We start from the raw sequence: 17,463 nt of genomic DNA, 5'->3' as shown, positions 1-17,463 counted from the left end.
GGATTCGGTTGGGCTCCGCGGGATTCGGTGGGGCGCGGGGCGGCTTGAAGCTCCCCCCTCATGCCTCAAGCCGCCCCGTGCGACGCGCGTAAACAGCGCATGGTCAAGGGTAGTTGACTGAGCGTTATTGTCCAGTCGTCATACCGGTGCCCGCCCGCCGGGCCGGGAGCCGCCCCGTCCTCCGGGCCCGGAAGGTTTCACCGACCCCCGAGCGGGCCAGATCTCCCCCATGACCGCCGACGCGCGCCCCGTGGTCAAACGCACCGCCCGGGCCATTCTGCTCGATGACGACGAGATGATCCTGATCAAGCGGACCAAGCCCGGCCGCGAGCCGTACTGGATCACTCCGGGCGGCGGCGTCGAGACCGGGGACGCCACCGTCGTCGACGCCCTCCACCGCGAGCTGGACGAGGAGCTGGGGGCGAAGGTGACCGATGTGGTCCCCGCCTTCGTCGACACCGTCCCCTACGATCCGGCCGAGGACGCGGGCAGCGGCGCGGCGGTCGTCGCACCGCGGGCCGCGGAGGCGGTGGACGCCGCGGGGGGCACGGTGAAGGTGCAGTTCTTCTTCGTCTGCCGGCTGGCCTCGATGGACCTGTCGCGCCGGCACGGTCCGGAGGTCGAGGAGCCGCGCGGCGAGTACGAGGTCGTCCGCGTCCCCTTCACCCGCGCGGGCATCGCCTCGGTGGAGATGGTGCCGCCCTCGCTGCGCGCCTACCTCGACGCCAACATCGAGGGCGTACGCGCCCTGCTGGGCCCGGATCTGGGCTGACACCGTCCGGCCGGCATCCGGCTGACGTCCAGGAGCCGTCCCGGTCTCCGGTCCGGTCTCCGGTCCGGGAAGGCCGGGGGAAGCCGGCGGAGCCGGGAGACCCGGGAGACCCGGGGGTCGCTCAGCCGAACCAGTCCCGGAACGGCGTCCGTTCGCTCTCCGCCCGGCGCCGCCGGGCCTTGTCGAGCAACTGCTCGGCGTGGGCGCGCCAGGCCGCCGGATCGTCGGAGGGCGGCACGTGCCCGGCGGGTCCGCCGGGCACACCCGGGTGGGCACGCTCGCGCGACGGCCGTACGGAGGGACCGCCGCGCCGCCGCGCCGCCTGTGCCGTCCCGAAGAAGTCCCCGCCCTTGCGCCGCTGGTCGTCCGTGCCCCAGTCACGCGGGGTCCCCTTGGGCGCCCGCTGCAGATGCGGGATGTGCTTGGCGCAGTGGATGTACGCCTCCTCCACCGTCACCCGCACCCACACCAGCGCCCGCCGGCCGGGCACGGAGTCGGACGGCAGGTCCGGATGGGCCGGGCGCAGCTCGGCGTCCTCGACGATCTCGGCGCGGCCGTTGACGTGCAGACCGATCCGGGCCTGGAAGAAGTCGACCAGCAGGATGCCCAGATGCGGGTTCTCCTGGATGTTGCCGAGGCTGGCGTGCACGCCGTTGCCCCGGTACTCGGGATAGACCAGGGTCCGCTCGTCGATCACGTGCAGGAAGCCGGGCGGGCCGGCGCGGAAGGAGTTGTCGCACTCGCCGTGCCGGTCGGCGGTGGCCAGGAAGAACATCTCCTGCCGGCCGATGAACTCCCGCATCCGCTCGTTGAGGTGGTCGAGCATCTGCTCGCCGTAGAAGCGGTCGGCGCGCTCGGTCGTGCCCAGGCGCTGCTGCATCGCGTGCTCGCCGTCGCTGCCGGGGCGTACGGGACCGGGACCGGGGTCGGGGTCGAGGCCGGGAGCCGGCTCCGGGGCGGGTGCGGGTGCGGGTGCCGGGGCGGGTGCGGGTGCCGGGGCGAAGCCGGCCGCCTGCCGGTGCCGCCCGGCCGGCGCCGTGTCCTCCGGCTCGTCCACCGCCCATGCCGCCCGTGCCGCCCGTGCCGGGCGTGCCGGCCCCGTACGGTCCGGCACGGGCACCGTGCGGGCCGGGCGCACCGTCCTGAGCGTCATGGTGGCGTCGACCGCTTCCGTCGCGTCCACGTCGTGGTTCACGTGGTGGTTCCGTCCTGTCTCGCTGTCGCGTCCGCTTCGTCCGTCCGCCGCTCCCGGCCCTCGCGGGAAGCCGCGGACCCCGCAGGCCTCAACTCCGCAGGGCGGCCGGCCCGCCGAGGGAGTCGTGCCGTATCCGGTCGGAGGGGATCCCCACCCCCACCAGCGCGTCCAGCCCGCTGCGGATCATCCCCGGCGGACCGGACAGATAGCCGTCGAAGGCGTGCCACGGCCCGCCCTGCCGTACCACGTCCGGAAGCCGGCCGGTGATCCCGCCCGACGGCCCCTCGACCACCGGGCGGACCGACAGCCACGAAAGCCTCCGCTCCATCTCGCGCAGGGTGTCCAGGTCGTACAGGTCCAGGTCGCTGCGGGCGCCGTAGAACACCTCCACCGGGCGGGCGCGGCCGTGCCCGGCGACGTCCTCGACCAGCGCCTTGATGGGCGCTATGCCCGTGCTGCCGCCCAGGCAGAGCAGGCCGTTGCCACAGGAGTGGTCCACCGTCATCGAACCGGCGGGCCCGCCCAGCCGCAGCACGTCGCCGGGGCGGGCCCGGTGGACGAGCGCGCGCGAGACCCAGCCCGCGGGCACCGCCTTGACGTGGAAGACCAGCAGCCCGTCCGAGCGCGGGGCGCAGGCCAGGGAGTACTGCCGCCACACCTTCGGCCACCAGGGCGTCTCGACACTGGCGTACTGGCCGGCCAGGAACGGATAGGGCTGGTCGGGCCGGACGGTGATGACGGCGATGTCGGAGGTGCGCATCTCGTGCGAGACCACCTCGGCCTGCCACAGTGCCGGCGCCTTGCGCGCGTCCTCGGCCGCGGCGTCGATCATGATCTGCGAGATGGCCGTGTAGGCGCGCACCCAGGCGGCCTCCGCCTCCTGGCCCCAGGTGCGCGGGGCGTAGCGGGCCAGCGCGTCGATCAGGCACTCGCCGACGGCGGGGTAGTGCCCGGGTTCGGTGCCGTACTTGCGGTGGCCGCGGCCGAGGTGGGAGAGGTACCCCATCAGCGCGCGGCGCTCGTCGATCAGCCCGGCGGCGGTGAGCAGCGCCTTGAACAGCCGGTCGCGCTGGGCGTCCATGGCGGCGGGGAACAGCGTGCGCACACCCGGGTTCCGGGTGAACAGCAGGGCGTAGAAGTACGAGGTGAGCGCCTGGGAGACCGGCTCGACCTCTTCCAGGACGCGGCGTATCAGCTCCGCGTCGCGGGAGGGTTCGAACCGCCCGTAGCCGGGGTTGGCGGTGAACTCCGGGACCGGGCCGGGCGCGGGTCCGGGTCCGGGGCGGGACGGCGGTGCCGTGCGCTCCTCCCCCCGCCTCGGCGCGAACCAGCCCCGGTCACCGCCTCCACCGCCTCCACCGACGGTGGGCGGTCCACCGGCCGCACGCTGGGGAGTTCCGTTGCCCGCCGGCGTAGTGGCCATGGTCTGTCTCGCCTCGTACATCTTCCGATCGGTCCGGTCACTTACAGAGCGGAAACCACCTGGGCAGAGCCCCCGTTTCATCGGCCGCGGATATGCGTGAGCGGCGATACGCGGTCTCGACCATACCGGTGCACGATCGATACACAAGCCCCGGCAGGACTTCCACCGAATTCAGCGGGCGCCGCCATCCCGCTGAATTGCGCTGCTCCCGCTCCCGGCGCGGGCCCCCTGCGTGGAGCGGCCGGAAGAAACCTCACCACCACCCCTACCAGGGGTGATTGATGTGCCACACCCATCGGCCATGACGCGGGAGACACGACCGGAGACCTCTCCGAGCAGAGCCGGCCGCCCCGGATCCGGCACACTCCCCATACGTTATCTTCACTTTTCCGTCCATGGTTACGGAAAGCAGCGGATAGTGGTCTGTCCGCAGTTTTCCAGAGCGACCCGCTCACTTTCCAACCAACTTGCGGATTCCTGCCGGACGCGCCCGGAAAAGCGGCGAAAGCGTATACCCGGAAGCTTCCGGGATATGCACCGCGCCAACGGCGGCCGGTACGCGGCGGGCCGGGCCGGGCGCCTGCCCGGCCCGGCCCGTGGTCCGGGGTGCGGAGTTCACCCCGCACACCACCCCCGCGGGTCCACACCACCCGGAACGGGCGCCTCCGGGTCGTACGGGATCCGGGTGAGGACGAACGTGCCCAGATCCAGATGGGTCACCTCCCCGTCCGCACCGTCCGTCCCGCGCACCACCCGCAGCGTCTCGCCCGCGTAGTAGCCGTCCAGCCCCGTCCAGGTGCCGTCCGCCTCCGGCCGGAAGCGCGAGGCCCGCCCGGCGCCGCCGACCGGAACCAGTTCCAGCGCCCGCCCCTCGCACACCCGCAGCGCGAACGCCGACGGTCCCCAGTACCACGGCCCGGTCAGCGCCAGCAGTTCCGGATCGTCCTGCGAGCGCGGACGCCACGCCTCGGGGAAGGACGGCTCGCGCTCGGCGACGATCCCCAGCAGATCGGCCGCCAGACCGCCCACCGGCAGCCCCGAGGTCGCGTTGACCAGCGCCACACTCGCCAGCCGCTCCCCGGGCGCGGTCCACACCGCCGCGAGGAAACCCGGCATGGAACCGGTGTGCCCGGCCAGCAACCGCCCGCCGGAGCGCACCAGTTGCATTCCCAGCCCGTACGCCTGGTCCCAGGACTCCGCCTCCGGCGCCACCGCCGGCACCCGCATCCGCGCCAGGCTCTCCACGCCCAGCACCCTCTCGTCGCCCGCCGCCAGGAACGCCGCGAAGCGGCACAGGTCCCCGGCCGTGGACCACAGCTGCCCGGCCGGCGCCATCAGCCCGGTGTCCGCGAGCGGCTCGGGCAGCACCGCGTCCGCCCACGGGTGCACGGCCCACCCCCGGGCATACGGCTCCCGCGGCAGCGGCGTCGTACGGCCCATGCCCAGCGGGTCGAGCACCTCCTCGCGCAGCACGTCGTACCAGGGAGCGCCGCGCAGCCGCTCCACCAGGGAGCCCAGCAGCGCGTAGCCGAGGTTGGAGTAGTGGTGCCGCCGCCCGGCCGGATGCCGCACGGGCCGCTCGCCGAACAGGTCGGCCACTCCGGGGCGCAGCTCGCCGGGCGTCCGCTCCCACCAGGGGCCGCGCGGCTCGGCGGCCAGCCCGGCGGAGTGGGACAGCAACTGGGCGACCGTCGCCCGGGCCACCTCCTCCCCGGCCCCGGCGGGCACCTCCAGATGCTCACCGAGCGGGTCGGACAGGTCCAGCAGTCCCTCGTCGCACAGCCGCATCACCAGCACGGCGACGAACGTCTTGGTGATCGAACCGATCCGGTACCGGGTGTCCGCGGTCGGCACGCCCTCCGTCTCCCCCACCGCGCCGGGCGGGCCGACCGCTCCGCCGCGCACCCCCGTCCACACCGTCCGCCCGTCCCGCACCACGGCCCCGACCGCCGACGGCACCCGGCCCTCGGCCTGGGCGACGGCCAGCCTGTGGAGAAGCGCTCGACGGGTCTCCGGCAGCAGCTCGCCGTCCATGTCCGCACTGGAATCGATCATGCGCCCACTCTCCCCGGCCGCGTCGGCCGGGGCCAGCGTTTTCCACCGCGCCGACCCCTTGGTGGTGGGTGCGCCACGGGGTGTGGACAACTCCCGCCGACGGCTTGGGGCAGAACTCCTTGAAGGAGGCCTGTCCCAAGCCGTCCGCGCTGGTGTGGAACTTCGCACACCTTCATGGCATTCGATCGTGTCTTCACACGTTTCGCCTCGTTCTCCCGGTGAGGGGCTGCGCCATCGGGGTGACGCCCGGACGGAGGAGACGGTGATGGTGAACGAGGAAGTCCTGCTGGAGTCGAGGACACTGCGCGAGAGCGTGGCCGAGCACACGGGCGCGCTGGACAAGGTGAAGGCGCTCTCCGTCCTGCCGGACGGAGCACATGTCACGACGCGGATGGTGGCCGCCTACTTCGAAGTGGGGGAGACCGTCATCCGTGCCGTCGTCCACGACCACCGCGACGAGCTGGAAGCCAATGGCTACCGCGTCCTGACAGGCCCGGAACTGAGTTGCTTCAAGCAACTCTGTGGACTGCCCCCGCGCACCCGCTCCGTCGCGGTCTTCTCCCGGCGCACCGTCCTCAACGTCGCGATGCTGCTGCGCGACAGCGTCGTCGCACGTCAGGTGCGTGCCTACCTGCTGGACGCCGAGCGGACCGCCCGCCCCCGGCCTGTGGACAACCTTTTCCACATCGACCTCGACGCCCTGGACGAGCGCATCACGCGCATCAGCACCCAGACCGCGGGCCGGCTCATCGGCCAGACCATCGTCCCCATGCTGAACCACCTCATCCACGCCTCCGGCGAGCAGCGCCGGGAGCTGACCGCGATCCGCGAGGACCTCGAACGCGTCAAGCGGACTCTCCAGGATCGGGAACTCACAGGAGCGGCGACGGCCGTGGACACGATGGGCCGGCGCGAGTTCGAGGACCATGTCGCCGGGCTCTGCCGCCGCGACGGGTGCACCGTGACGAGCACCGGCTCCGACAGCGGCCCGAGCACCGAGCTCGTCGGGCACACCGCCGATGGGCGGCGGCTGGTGGTGCGGTGCGAGCACGCCACGCCGCACCGGGCCGTGGAGAGCGGAGCGATGTGGGAGTTCGCCGGGATGGCGAAGCTCGAACTCGAGGCGGAGGTGGCCCTGTTCGTCACCACCTCCGCGTTCACCCCCGCCGCACTCGGCCTCGCGGCCCGCCACGGCATCACCGCCGTGCACCGCGCGCTGCTGGAGGCGTGGAGCACGGGGACGGCGCTCCAGGTGCTGCGCTGACGACCGGCACGTCCGGCAACGACCGGTGTGTGCGGCACGACCGCGCACAAAGGCCCGAAGTCGCAAGCGGAAGTTGCGGCTTCGGGCCTTGCGCAGTCTAGCGGCGGAAGGAGCCGGCGGGGCTCAGAGCGCCAGCTTGAACCCCACGTGCGAGGCCGTGAAGCCCAGCCGCTCGTAGAAGCGGTGGGCCTCCGCGCGGGTGGCGTCGGAGGTGAGCTGGACCAGGGCGCAGCCCAGGCGCCGCGCCTCCTCGATCGCCCACTCGATCAGCCGGGTGCCCAGACCCCCGCCGCGCTCGCCGGAGTGGACGCGCACGGCCTCGATGAGCGCACGGCTGGCGCCGCGCCGCGACAGCCCGGGGACGACGGTGAGCTGGAGCGTGCCGACGACCCGGCCGTCGCGGACCGCGACGACCAGATGCTGGTGGGGGTCGGCGGCGATCTCCGCGAAGGCCTCCCGGTAGGGGGCGAGGTCGCCGGGCGACTCGCGGCGGGCGCCCAGCGGGTCGTCGGCGAGCATGTCCACGATGGCCCGCAGGTCGCTCTCCGTCGCGGGGCGTATGCCGAAGTCGCTCATGACCGGCACCCTATGCCGCCCCACGCGGCGGCACCGACCCGTTTCCGTCCGCACCGGACCGCCCGGGCCGCCCGCCCGGTCCGCCCGCCGGACACGTCCGATTCCTTCAAGACCTCCGGCCCGGCGACGCCCCAGCATGGCCGTATGGCACCCCGTATCGATCTCGTCGGCCTGGTCACCTCCGACATGGCCGCCTCGCTGGCGTTCTACCGCCGCCTCGGCCTCGACATCCCCGCAGGCTCCGAAGGGCAGCCCCATGTGGAGGCCCCGCTGCCCGGTGGCCTGCGCATCGCCTGGGACACCGTCGAGACCATCCGCTCCTTCGATCCCTCCTGGACTCCGCCCAGCGGCGACGGCCGCGTCGAACTCGCCTTCGCCTGCGACGACCCCGCCGACGTCGACCGGCAGTACGCCGAACTGACCCGGGCCGGGTACACCGGCCACAAGGCACCCTGGGACGCCTTCTGGGGCCAGCGGTACGCCATCGTCCTCGACCCCGACGGCAACGCGGTCGCCCTCTTCGCCCCGCTGCCGGACGGCGCACCCGGCGATCAGGCCTCCGCCGATCAGCCCTCCGGCGGCCGGCCCTCCAGCGATCGGCCTTCCGACAGCAGCACCGAGAGCTGAACCCCGGCCAGCGCCCTGACCTCGCGCGACAGATGCGCCTGGTCCGCGTATCCGGCACCGGCCGCGGCCGACGCCGGCGGCACACCGCCGCGGACCAGGCGCAGAGCACGCCGGAACCGCAGCACCCGGGCCAGGGTCTTGGGCCCGTAGCCGAAGGCCGCCAGCGAGCGGCGGTGGAGCTGCCGCTCGCTCAGCCCCACCCCGCGCGCCACCTCGGCGACGCTCACGCCGGCCCGCAGCCCGGCGGCCACCGCCGCCGTCAGCGGATCGCCCGGCGCCCGCCGCAGCCGTACCGCCGCGGCCTCCTCCAGCACCGCGGCCCCGCTCCGGGCCCCCGCCGTCCGCCCCGCAATCCGCTCCGCCGTCCGCTCGGCCATCCGCTCGGCCAGCTCCCGCACCTCGCGCTCCGGCCAGACCGCCTCCAGCGGCACCCGTGCGTCCCGCAGCTCGTACGCCGGTACGCCCAGGACGCGCGGCCCGGTGCCGGGCGGGAAACGCAGCCCCACATAGCCGGTCCCCGGCAGGTCGTCGGTCAGCTGGGCCCTGGTGTCCGGTCCGGCCACCAGCAGCCCGCCGGCAGTCCGGATCAGATCCATGCACCCGTCCGGCAGCACCCGCGCCCGCTGCGGTCGCGCGAGGGCCTCCCGGCGCCACACCACCGCACCGGCCACCCGCCGCGACCCCCGCTCCTCGTACACTCACCGGCCTCCCACCGTGCCCGTGCCCGTGCGCCGCCCGGCGGACGGACGCCTCACAGGCCCGGCACCGGCGGCAGCGGGCCGAGCCGCTCCTCGACACGGCCGCGCAGCACCAGGTACTCCTCCCAGCGGCGGCGCGTCCGTCCGGCGGGCCGCTCCACCGCCCGCCCCTCGGTGACCGTCTCACCCCTGACGAACTGCTCGCGCGTCAGGTCTAGTTCGATCCCGCTCGGCAGCCGGTTCCACCAGTGGTAGCCCTCCTGCTCACCACCGTGGAACACCTCGCCGACCACCAGCTCGCCGCCCAGCAGATCGTTGACGACCAGGGAGGTGACGTCGCAGTGTCCCCAGGCCGGGTTGTCCGGGCTCCACGCGATGCGGGTGCCGTCGGACGGGCAGCAGGTGTCGGCGGCCCAGCTCGCGCGCAGGGCGCGGTCGATGTCCAGCAGCGTCCATGTCGTCCGCGGTGTCGGGGTCATGCCGGCCAGCATGGCAGGCCCCACCGACACCGGGCCCCGGAGCGGGCACCGCGCCCGGTCGGGTCGGCTCAGGGTCAGGTCTGTGCCATGTCCACGAAGCGCGAGTAGTGCCCCTGGAAGGCCACCGTGATCGTCGCCGTAGGGCCGTTGCGGTGCTTGGCCACGATCAGGTCCGCCTCGCCCGCCCGCGGCGACTCCTTCTCGTAGGCGTCCTCGCGGTGCAGCAGGATGACCATGTCCGCGTCCTGTTCGATGGAGCCCGATTCACGCAGGTCCGAGACCATCGGCTTCTTGTCGGTGCGCTGCTCGGGGCCGCGGTTGAGCTGGGAGAGCGCGATCACCGGCACCTCCAGCTCCTTGGCCAGCAGCTTGAGGTTCCGGGACATCTCGGAGACCTCCTGCTGACGGCTCTCGGGACGGCGCGAACCGCCCGACTGCATCAACTGAAGGTAGTCGATGACGACCAGCCGCAGATCGTTGCGCTGTTTGAGGCGGCGGCACTTGGCGCGGATCTCCATCATCGTCAGGTTCGGCGAGTCGTCGATGTACAGCGGCGCGCCCGTGACATCGGGCATCTGGCGCGCCAGCCGGTTCCAGTCCTCGTCCGTCATGCTGCCCGACCGCATGTGGTGCAGCGCCACCCGCGCCTCGGCGGACAGCAGCCGCATCGCGATCTCGTTGCGGCCCATCTCCAGCGAGAAGATCACGCTGGGCAGGTTGTTCCTGATCGAGCAGGCCCGGGCGAAGTCCAGGGCAAGGGTCGACTTGCCCATCGCGGGCCTGGCCGCGATGACGATCATCTGGCCCGGGTGGAGACCGTTGGTCAGGGAGTCCAGGTCGGTGAAGCCCGTCGGCACGCCCGACATCTGGCCGCTGCGCGAGCCGATCGCCTCGATCTCGTCGAGCGCGCCCTCCATGATGTCGGCGAGCGGGAGGTAGTCCTCCGAGGTGCGCTGCTCGGTGACGGCGTAGATCTCGGCCTGGGCCGAGTTGACGATCTCGTCCACGTCGCCGTCGGCCGCGTACCCCATCTGTGTGATGCGGGTGCCCGCCTCCACCAGGCGTCGCAGGACGGCGCGTTCGTGGACGATCTCCGCGTAGTACTGGGCGTTGGCCGCGGTGGGGACGGCCTGGACCAGGGAGTGCAGATAGCCGGGGCCGCCGACCTTGGCGATCTCGCCGCGTCTGGTCAGCTCGGCGGCGACGGTGATGGGGTCGGCCGGCTCGCCCTTGGCGTAGAGGTCGAGGACGGCCTGGTAGATCGTCTCGTGGGCCGGGCGGTAGAAGTCCTGGCCCTGGAGGGTCTCCACCGCGTCCGCGATGGCGTCCTTGGACAGCAGCATGCCGCCGAGGACGGACTTCTCGGCGTCGAGGTCCTGTGGTGGGAGGCGGTCGAAGCCGCCCGCCGGGCCCGAGGGCCAGGTGTCGGCGCCGCGGTCGTGGCGCTCGCCGTCAAAGGCCGAGTCGCGGCTGCGGCGGGAGACGGGGAGGTGGTCTCCCGGACCGGCCCCTCCCGGGCCGGGGGCCCCGGTGGCGTATCCGGGTGCCGGGCTGTCGACGTGCTCGGACTGCGTCACCCCGCCACCTCCTCCCGTTCCTTGCGACCCGCGCCTGTCTTTCCTACGGCACGGCTCTGACACTGGGCGCGCCCGCTTCCCGGTCGCGGTTCCGGTCCCGCCTCCGGTCGCGGTTCCGGTCGCGGACCGGGCGAAGAGGAGGGGAACAGCAGGCGGGCGCCGGACAACGGTAGGGCTACGGGGGCCTCCAGCCAATCCAGTTATCCACAGGGTGTGTGGATGAACGACCGCATCCTGTGGAGAACTCGGCGATTCCTGTGCACGGGGCGGGGGACGGACCTGTGGAGAAGTCGGTAGGCCGACTTCTCCACAGGGCTTGAGCTGCTGTTTTCCCATCCACCGGCTGTGCAGGAGAAAAACTTCGCGACTCGCGTCAAGATCGCGACAAACGGCGCAGAGGATCTCACCCCAGGTGAGGAATGGTAATGGTCACACATCTATTGCAACTATTACTTGTGGATGTTTGGATCGGATCATGACACACGCTCCCCCGCCGGCCGGACGCACCGCGGCGCGCGGCCACGACCGCGAGATCATCGCGCTGGCGCTCCCCGCCTTCGGCGCACTCGTCGCGGAGCCCCTGTTCGTCATGGCCGACAGCGCGATCGTGGGCCACCTGGGCACCCCTCAGCTCGCCGGTCTCGGTGTCGCGGCCACCCTGCTGACCACCGGGGTGAACGTCTTCGTCTTCCTCGCCTACGCCACCACCGCCGCCGTCGCGCGCCGCGTCGGGGCCGGTGACCTGCCCTCCGCCATCCGGCAGGGCATGGACGGAATCTGGCTGGCGCTGCTGCTCGGCGCGGCGGTGGTGGCCACCGTGCTGCCCACCGCACCCGCACTCGTCGACCTGTTCGGAACGTCCGCGACCGCGGCGCCGCACGCGGTGACGTATCTGCGGATCAGCGCACTGGGCATCCCCGCCATGCTCGTGGTCCTGGCCGCCACCGGTGTGCTGCGCGGGCTGCAGGACACCCGGACCCCGCTGTACGTGGCAGTCGGCGGCTTCTCCGTCAACGTCGTGCTCAACTTCGCCCTGGTCCACGGCGCCGGGCTGGGCATCGCCGGCTCGGCCTGGGGCACGGTGATCGCGCAGTGCGCGATGGCGGCCGTCTATCTGGTGGTGGTGGTCAGGGGGGCCCGCCGGCACGGCGCCTCGCTGCGGCCGGACGCCGCCGGGATCCGGGCCAGCGGCCGGGCCGGGACGCCGCTGCTGGTCCGCACCCTGTCGCTGCGCGCCGTGCTGGTACTGGCGACCGCCGTCGCGGCAAGGCTGGGGGACGTCGAGGTGGCCGCACACCAGATCACGCTGACCGTCTGGTCCCTGCTGGCCTTCGCGCTGGACGCCATCGCCATCGCCGGGCAGGCGATCATCGGCCGCTACCTGGGCGCGGGGGACGCGGCGGGAGCGCGGGCCGCGTGCCGGCGGATGGTGCGGTGGGGCGTCGCCTCCGGGGTGGTGCTGGGAGTGCTGGTGGTCGCGGTGCGCCCGCTGCTGCTGCCGCTGTTCACCCCGGACACCGCCGTGCACGACCGGCTGACGCCCGCGCTGCTGGTGGTGGCGGTGACCTCGCCGGTCGCGGGGGTGGTCTTCGTGCTGGACGGGGTGCTGATGGGCGCGGGCGACGGGCCGTATCTGGCGTGGGCGGCGCTGGCGACGCTGGTGGTGTTCGCCCCGGCGGCGCTGGCGGTCCCGGCGCTGGGCGGGGGGCTGACCGCGCTGTGGTGGGCGGTCGCCGGCCTGATGATGGGGATGCGGCTGGTCACCCTGTGGCTGCGGGCCCGCTCGGGCCGCTGGGTCGTCACCGGGGCGGTGCGCGCCTGAGCGGACCGCCCGGCACAGCACGGGGCACGGCGAAGGGCCGCGGCCCCTCATGGGGACCGCGGCCCTTCGGCTGTGTGCCGGGGTGCCGTCAGGCGGCGCCGACCTCGACGCCGATCCTGGCGGTGACCTCAGGGTGCAGACGCACCGAGACCCGGTGCGAGCCCAGGGTCTTGATCGGGGCTTCCAGCTCGATGCGGCGCTTGTCGACGTCCGGTCCGCCCGCGGTCTTCACCGCAGCGGCGACGTCGGCCGGGGTGACGGAGCCGAACAGACGGCCCTGGTCGCCGGCGCGGACCTTCAGGCGCACGGTGACGCCCTCCAGCTTGCCCTTGATCTCGTTGGCCTGCTCGATCGTCGCGATCTCGTGGATCTTGCGGGCGCGGCGGATCTGCTCGACGTCCTTCTCCCCGCCCTTGGTCCAGCGGATTGCGAATCCGCGGGGGAGCAGGTAGTTGCGGGCGTACCCGTCCTTCACCTCGACGATGTCGCCGGCGTTGCCGAGACCCGAGACCTCGTTGGTCAGGATGATCTTCATGAGTCGGTCATCCTTCCCTTATCGAGCGGTCGAGGTGTAGGGCAGCAGCGCCATCTCACGGCTGTTCTTCACGGCCGTGGCGACGTCACGCTGGTGCTGGGTGCAGTTGCCGGTCACACGACGGGCACGGATCTTGCCGCGGTCGGAGATGAACTTCCGCAGCAGGTTCGTGTCCTTGTAGTCGACGTACTTGATCTTTTCCTTGCAGAACACGCAAACCTTCTTCTTCGGCTTGCGAGCAGGCGGCTTCGCCATTGTCTCTCTCCGTTTGGTTCAAGAAGTCTGTGCCTGTGAGCGCAGCCCCTCCCGGAACCCCTGGGGGTCCCTCAGAAGGGGGGCTCGTCCGAGTAGCCGCCGCCGGAACCGCCGGAGCCACCGCCCCAGCCGCCACCGCCGCCGCCCTGCTGGCCGCCGGCCGGAGCGCCGGTCGCCCACGGGTCGCCCGCGGGTGCGCCGCCGCCCTGCTGGCCACCCTGCTGGCCACCGCCGGGGCCGCCGCCCCAGCCGCCGCCACCGCCCTGCTGGCCGCCGCCGCGGCCGGTGGTCTTGGTGACCTTGGCCGTGGCGTTGCGCAGGCTGGCGCCGACCTCGTCGACGTCCAGCTCGTAGACCGTGCGCTTGATGCCCTCGCGGTCCTCGTACGAGCGCTGCTTGAGCCGGCCCTGCACGATGACGCGGGTGCCCCGGGTGAGGGACTCGGCGACGTTCTCCGCCGCCTGCCGCCACACCGAGCAGGTCAGGAACAGGCTCTCGCCGTCCTTCCACTCGTTGGTCTGGCGGTCGAAGGTGCGGGGGGTGGACGCGACACGGAACTTCGCGACCGCCGCACCGGAGGGGGTGAAGCGCAGCTCGGGGTCGTCGACCAGATTGCCGACGACCGTGATGACGGTCTCGCCTGCCATGGGTGAACCTCTCGGCGGGGTGCTGCTGGCTGCTGGTGATGCTGTGGTGCCGGTGCTTCCGGAGTGCCGGAGGCGCTACCGGTTGCCGGGAATCCGCTGAGCGGGGGCGCTCAGTGGGTCTCGGGGCGGAGGACCTTGGTCCGCAGAACCGACTCGTTCAGGTTCATCTGACGGTCGAGCTCCTTGACGACCGCGGGCTCGGCCCGCAGGTCGATGACCGAGTAGATGCCCTCGGGCTTCTTCTTGATCTCGTACGAGAGACGACGACGGCCCCAGGTGTCGACCTTCTCGACCTTCCCCTCGCCCTCGCGGACGACGGAAAGGAAGCTCTCGATCAGCGGGGAGACAGCGCGCTCCTCGAGATCGGGGTCGAGGATGACCATCACCTCGTAGTGACGCATGTGGAACCCACCTCCTCTGGACTCGGCGGCCACGGTCGTTCCGTGGCAGGAGGGTCGTGATGCGTGAGCAACGGTATCGGCCGGCACTGACAGTCCCGGTCCGTTCCCCGGAAAGCCCCCGGTCCGTTCCCGGATCCGGTCGCCGCCGGGGCAGACACCGCGCAGACGGTACAGAGTACCCGCACCGCCACTCGGGTTGAAATCCGGTGCCCGATCCCCGCAATCTTGACATAGGGGACGTGGCACACGTCACCCGTCGCACCCTCGCAAGTCCGGCGGATGCGGCTCATCCGCCCTGTCCGGGGTCCGGCCCTTCCGGACGGCCCCGCAGGAGGTTCCCCATGGCACAGGCGGTACGGAGGAGCCCGGTCTCCTTCCTCCTCAACACCGACGGCCGGCGGCACCCGGTCGAGAACCGGCTCGTCGCCGTGACCGCGGTGCTCGGTGTGGTCGCGTTCGTCACCGGCTTCTTCTCCGGCCTCAGCCTGATCGCGTCCTGGGCCGGACTGCTGGGGATCGTGTCCGGCGGCTGGGGGCAGATGATCTCCGCCACCACCGGCGAGCGGTTCGCGCTGGTCGTCAGCATGGGAGCGGCGGCGGTCGGCTTCTACCTGGGGATGTCGAACGGCGGGCTGTTCGGCTGACCTCCCGGCCACCGGCCCGGTGGGGCGGGGCGGCCGGCGGAGCGGGGCGGCCGGTGGGGCGGGGCGGTGGCGGGCCCGGCCTCGGCTCGCCACGGCCCCGTACTGGCACGTCCGGGGCGCGTGCCTGCGCAGTAGGCTTCCGGCCAGACCCTGCGAAGTACGCCGGAGGAGCGCCCCGTAATGAGCCTGACCCTGAGGACGATCAGTCGCGAGCAGCACCTGGCGTATATCCGGAGCCTGCCATCGGCCAGTCACATGCAGGTCCCCGCGTGGGCGGATGTGAAGGCCGAGTGGGGATCGGAGAGCCTGGGCTGGTTCGACGCGGGCGGCGAGCTGGTCGGGGCGGGTCTGGTGCTGTACCGCCAGCTGCCGAAGGTCAAGCGCTATCTGGCCTATCTGCCCGAGGGGCCGGTGATCAACTGGTTCGCGCCGAACCTGGAGGAGTGGCTGCGCCCGATGCTGGCGCACCTGAAGGCCAAGGGCGCGTTCTCGGTGAAGATGGGCCCGCCCGTGGTGATCCGGCGCTGGGACGCCCCCGCGATCAAGGCCGGCATCCAGAACCCGGACGTGAAGCGGCTGCGCGACGTCGAGGCCACCCACATCGAACCGCGCGCCTTCGAGGTGGCCGACCGGCTGCGGCGGATGGGCTGGCAACAGGGCGAGGACGGCGGCGCCGGCTTCGGTGACGTCCAGCCGCGCTACGTCTTCCAGGTGCCGCTGGAGAACCGCTCGCTGGACGAGGTGCACAAGGGCTTCAACCAGCTGTGGCGGCGCAACATCAAGAAGGCCGAGAAGGCCGGCGTCGAGGTCGTGCAGGGCGGCTACGACGATCTGCCGGTGTGGCAGGAGCTGTACGAGGTCACGGCCGAGCGCGACCGCTTCCGGCCGCGTCCCCTGGGCTACTTCCAGCGGATGTGGACGGCGCTGAACGCCGAGGACCCCAACCGGATGCGGCTGTACTTCGCCAAGCACGAGGGCGAGCCGGTGGCCGCGGCCACCATGCTGATCGTGGGCGGCCACGTGTGGTACTCCTACGGCGCCTCGGCCAACCACAAGCGCGAGGTGCGCCCCTCCAACGCCATGCAGTGGCGGATGCTGCAGGACGCCTACGCGCTCGGGGCGAGCGTGTACGACCTGCGCGGCATCAGCGACTCCCTGGACGACTCCGACCACCTCTTCGGCCTGATCCAGTTCAAGGTGGGCACCGGCGGCCAGGCCGCCGAGTATCTCGGCGAGTGGGACTTTCCGCTCAATAAGCTGCTGCACAAGGCGCTCGACATCTACATGTCGCGCCGCTGACGCCCTGCTCCACGCACGTCCGGCGAGAGCCGGCGGGACGGAAGACGGCCCGCCGGCGCACGCCGGGACCGATGAGAAAGGTTCCGTACGGCCATGGCGCTCTCCCTCTACGTCGAAACCGAACGCTGGCGGGCGCACCAGCAGACGGTGCTGAAGCAGTTCCCGGGGCTGGTCCCGGTCTGCAAGGGCAACGGATACGGCTTCGGCCACGAGCGGCTGGCCGAGGAGGTGACCCGCTTCGGCTCGGACGTCATCGCCGTGGGCACCACGTACGAGGCCGCCCGGATGAAGGACTGGTTCAGCGGGGACCTGCTGGTGCTCACCCCGTTCCGCCGCGGTGAGGAGCCGGTGCCGCTGCCGGACCGGGCGATCCGTTCGGTCTCCTCGGTCGACGGGGTGAACGCGCTGGTCGGGGCCCGTGTCGTCATCGAGGTGATGAGCTCGATGAAGCGGCACGGGGTGGTGGAGGAGGATCTGGGCAAGCTGCGCGCCTCCATCGAGGACGTGCGGCTGGAGGGCTTCGCGATCCATCTGCCGCTGGACCGCACCGACGGCACGGACGCGGTGGACGAGGTCATCGGCTGGATGGACCGGCTGCGGGCGGCCCGCCTGCCGCTGGAGACGATGTTCGTCAGCCATCTGAAGCCTCAGGAGTTCGCACTGCTCCAGCAGCAGTTCCCGCAGACCCGCTTCCGGGCGCGGATCGGCACCCGGCTGTGGCTGGGCGACCACGAGGCGACCCGGTACCGGGGCTCGGTGCTGGACGTCACACGGGTGGTGCGGGGCGACCGCTTCGGCTACCGCCAGCAGAAGGCGCCGGGCGACGGCTGGCTGGTGGTCGTGGCCGGCGGCACCTCGCACGGGGTGGGCCTGGAGGCGCCGAAGGCCATGCACGGGATGACCTCGCGGGCCAAGGGCGTGGCGCGGGCCGGGCTGGCGACGGTCAACCGCAACCTCTCGCCCTTCGTCTGGGACGGCAAACAGCGCTGGTTCGCCGAGCCGCCGCACATGCAGGTGTCGATCCTGTTCGTGCCGGAGGAGGCCGCGGAGCCGAAGGTGGGCGACGAGCTGACGGCGATCCTGCGGCACACGACGACGCAGTACGACCGGCTGGTCGACAACTGAGCGGCCGCGCGCGGCGGGGCGCCGTACCGCCCGGCCGTACACGGCGCCGTACGACGGCGAGGGGCCCGG

General features: G+C 72.3%; 17 protein-coding genes and 1 pseudogene. 7 read left to right on the top strand and 11 right to left on the bottom strand.

Annotated elements, in window-relative coordinates:
- Positions 1-229 precede the first annotated feature (229 nt).
- Entirely contained in the window at positions 230-772 is a 543-nt protein-coding gene (locus CUT83_RS01290) for an NUDIX domain-containing protein (protein ID WP_101254008.1), read from the top strand.
- 121 nt (positions 773-893) lie between these two features.
- Here the strand turns inward: CUT83_RS01290 and CUT83_RS01285 are convergent, their stop codons facing one another.
- The 3 genes from CUT83_RS01285 to CUT83_RS01275 form a co-directional block, all read right to left on the bottom strand.
- A complete protein-coding gene (locus tag CUT83_RS01285; protein ID WP_101254073.1) occupies positions 894-1,652 on the bottom strand; it encodes a pyridoxamine 5'-phosphate oxidase family protein in 759 nt (252 codons plus the stop codon).
- Positions 1,653-2,055: 403 nt separating this feature from the next.
- Positions 2,056-3,471 carry a globin domain-containing protein gene (locus tag CUT83_RS01280; RefSeq protein ID WP_101254007.1) on the bottom strand — a complete coding sequence of 472 codons (1,416 nt, stop codon included), beginning with the start codon at positions 3,469-3,471 and terminating at the stop codon, positions 2,056-2,058.
- A gap of 534 nt (positions 3,472-4,005) precedes the next feature.
- Positions 4,006-5,445, bottom strand: coding sequence for a serine hydrolase domain-containing protein (locus tag CUT83_RS01275; protein WP_240958092.1), 1,440 nt, complete (start codon positions 5,443-5,445; stop codon positions 4,006-4,008).
- A 265-nt stretch (positions 5,446-5,710) separates the two neighbouring features.
- Between CUT83_RS01275 and CUT83_RS01270 the strand changes: the two genes are divergently transcribed.
- Positions 5,711-6,709, top strand: a complete 999-nt coding sequence (locus tag CUT83_RS01270) for a restriction endonuclease (protein ID WP_101254006.1) — start codon at positions 5,711-5,713, stop codon at positions 6,707-6,709.
- A gap of 123 nt (positions 6,710-6,832) precedes the next feature.
- On the opposite strand, the gene CUT83_RS01265 is transcribed toward CUT83_RS01270, so the two are convergent.
- On the bottom strand, positions 6,833-7,285 hold the full coding sequence (locus tag CUT83_RS01265) for a GNAT family N-acetyltransferase (RefSeq protein WP_101254071.1): 453 nt from the start codon (positions 7,283-7,285) through the stop codon (positions 6,833-6,835).
- A gap of 144 nt (positions 7,286-7,429) precedes the next feature.
- Between CUT83_RS01265 and CUT83_RS01260 the strand changes: the two are divergent.
- Positions 7,430-7,813 (top strand): annotated as a pseudogene (locus CUT83_RS01260) (VOC family protein); the annotation flags it as partial.
- Between the two features lie 38 nt (positions 7,814-7,851).
- Here CUT83_RS01260 and CUT83_RS01255 read toward each other — a convergent pair.
- The 3 genes from CUT83_RS01255 to dnaB form a co-directional block, all read right to left on the bottom strand.
- On the bottom strand, positions 7,852-8,610 hold the full coding sequence (locus tag CUT83_RS01255) for a helix-turn-helix domain-containing protein (RefSeq protein WP_101254005.1): 759 nt from the start codon (positions 8,608-8,610) through the stop codon (positions 7,852-7,854).
- Positions 8,611-8,663: 53 nt separating this feature from the next.
- Positions 8,664-9,089, bottom strand: a complete 426-nt coding sequence (locus tag CUT83_RS01250; RefSeq protein WP_101254069.1) for a YunG family protein — start codon at positions 9,087-9,089, stop codon at positions 8,664-8,666.
- A gap of 74 nt (positions 9,090-9,163) precedes the next feature.
- Positions 9,164-10,666, bottom strand: a complete 1,503-nt coding sequence (dnaB, locus tag CUT83_RS01245) for a replicative DNA helicase (RefSeq protein WP_240958093.1) — start codon at positions 10,664-10,666, stop codon at positions 9,164-9,166.
- Between the two features lie 475 nt (positions 10,667-11,141).
- Between dnaB and CUT83_RS01240 the strand changes: the two genes are divergently transcribed.
- A complete protein-coding gene (locus CUT83_RS01240; protein ID WP_101254004.1) occupies positions 11,142-12,488 on the top strand; it encodes an MATE family efflux transporter in 1,347 nt (448 codons plus the stop codon).
- An 88-nt stretch (positions 12,489-12,576) separates the two neighbouring features.
- Here the strand turns inward: CUT83_RS01240 and rplI are convergent, their stop codons facing one another.
- The 4 genes from rplI to rpsF form a co-directional block, all read right to left on the bottom strand.
- Complete coding sequence (rplI, locus tag CUT83_RS01235) at positions 12,577-13,023, bottom strand: 50S ribosomal protein L9 (RefSeq protein ID WP_093851894.1); 447 nt, start codon at positions 13,021-13,023, stop codon at positions 12,577-12,579.
- 18 nt (positions 13,024-13,041) lie between these two features.
- Positions 13,042-13,278, bottom strand: a complete 237-nt coding sequence (gene rpsR / locus CUT83_RS01230; protein ID WP_027765513.1) for a 30S ribosomal protein S18 — start codon at positions 13,276-13,278, stop codon at positions 13,042-13,044.
- 71 nt (positions 13,279-13,349) lie between these two features.
- Positions 13,350-13,925: a single-stranded DNA-binding protein gene (locus CUT83_RS01225; protein WP_101254003.1), complete on the bottom strand. Its 576-nt coding sequence runs from the start codon at positions 13,923-13,925 to the stop codon at positions 13,350-13,352.
- 110 nt (positions 13,926-14,035) lie between these two features.
- The gene (gene rpsF, locus CUT83_RS01220) at positions 14,036-14,326 is read right to left on the bottom strand and encodes a 30S ribosomal protein S6 (protein ID WP_093657167.1); all 291 of its coding nucleotides are present in this window, start codon (positions 14,324-14,326) and stop codon (positions 14,036-14,038) included.
- Between the two features lie 341 nt (positions 14,327-14,667).
- On the opposite strand from rpsF, the gene CUT83_RS01215 reads away from it, so the two are divergent.
- From CUT83_RS01215 to CUT83_RS01205, 3 genes are all read left to right on the top strand, one after another.
- Positions 14,668-14,970 (top strand): hypothetical protein, encoded by a 303-nt coding sequence (locus CUT83_RS01215; protein WP_101254002.1) that lies wholly within the window; start codon positions 14,668-14,670, stop codon positions 14,968-14,970.
- Between the two features lie 180 nt (positions 14,971-15,150).
- Positions 15,151-16,269 carry a lipid II:glycine glycyltransferase FemX gene (locus CUT83_RS01210; protein ID WP_101254001.1) on the top strand — a complete coding sequence of 373 codons (1,119 nt, stop codon included), beginning with the start codon at positions 15,151-15,153 and terminating at the stop codon, positions 16,267-16,269.
- 93 nt (positions 16,270-16,362) lie between these two features.
- Positions 16,363-17,394, top strand: coding sequence for an alanine racemase (locus CUT83_RS01205; protein WP_101254000.1), 1,032 nt, complete (start codon positions 16,363-16,365; stop codon positions 17,392-17,394).
- Positions 17,395-17,463 lie beyond the last annotated feature (69 nt).

The sequence above is a fragment of the Streptomyces barkulensis genome (assembly GCF_002843305.1).
In the GTDB taxonomy this organism is placed as follows: domain Bacteria; phylum Actinomycetota; class Actinomycetes; order Streptomycetales; family Streptomycetaceae; genus Streptomyces; species Streptomyces barkulensis.
This window is presented reverse-complemented; position numbering and strand designations above follow the sequence as displayed.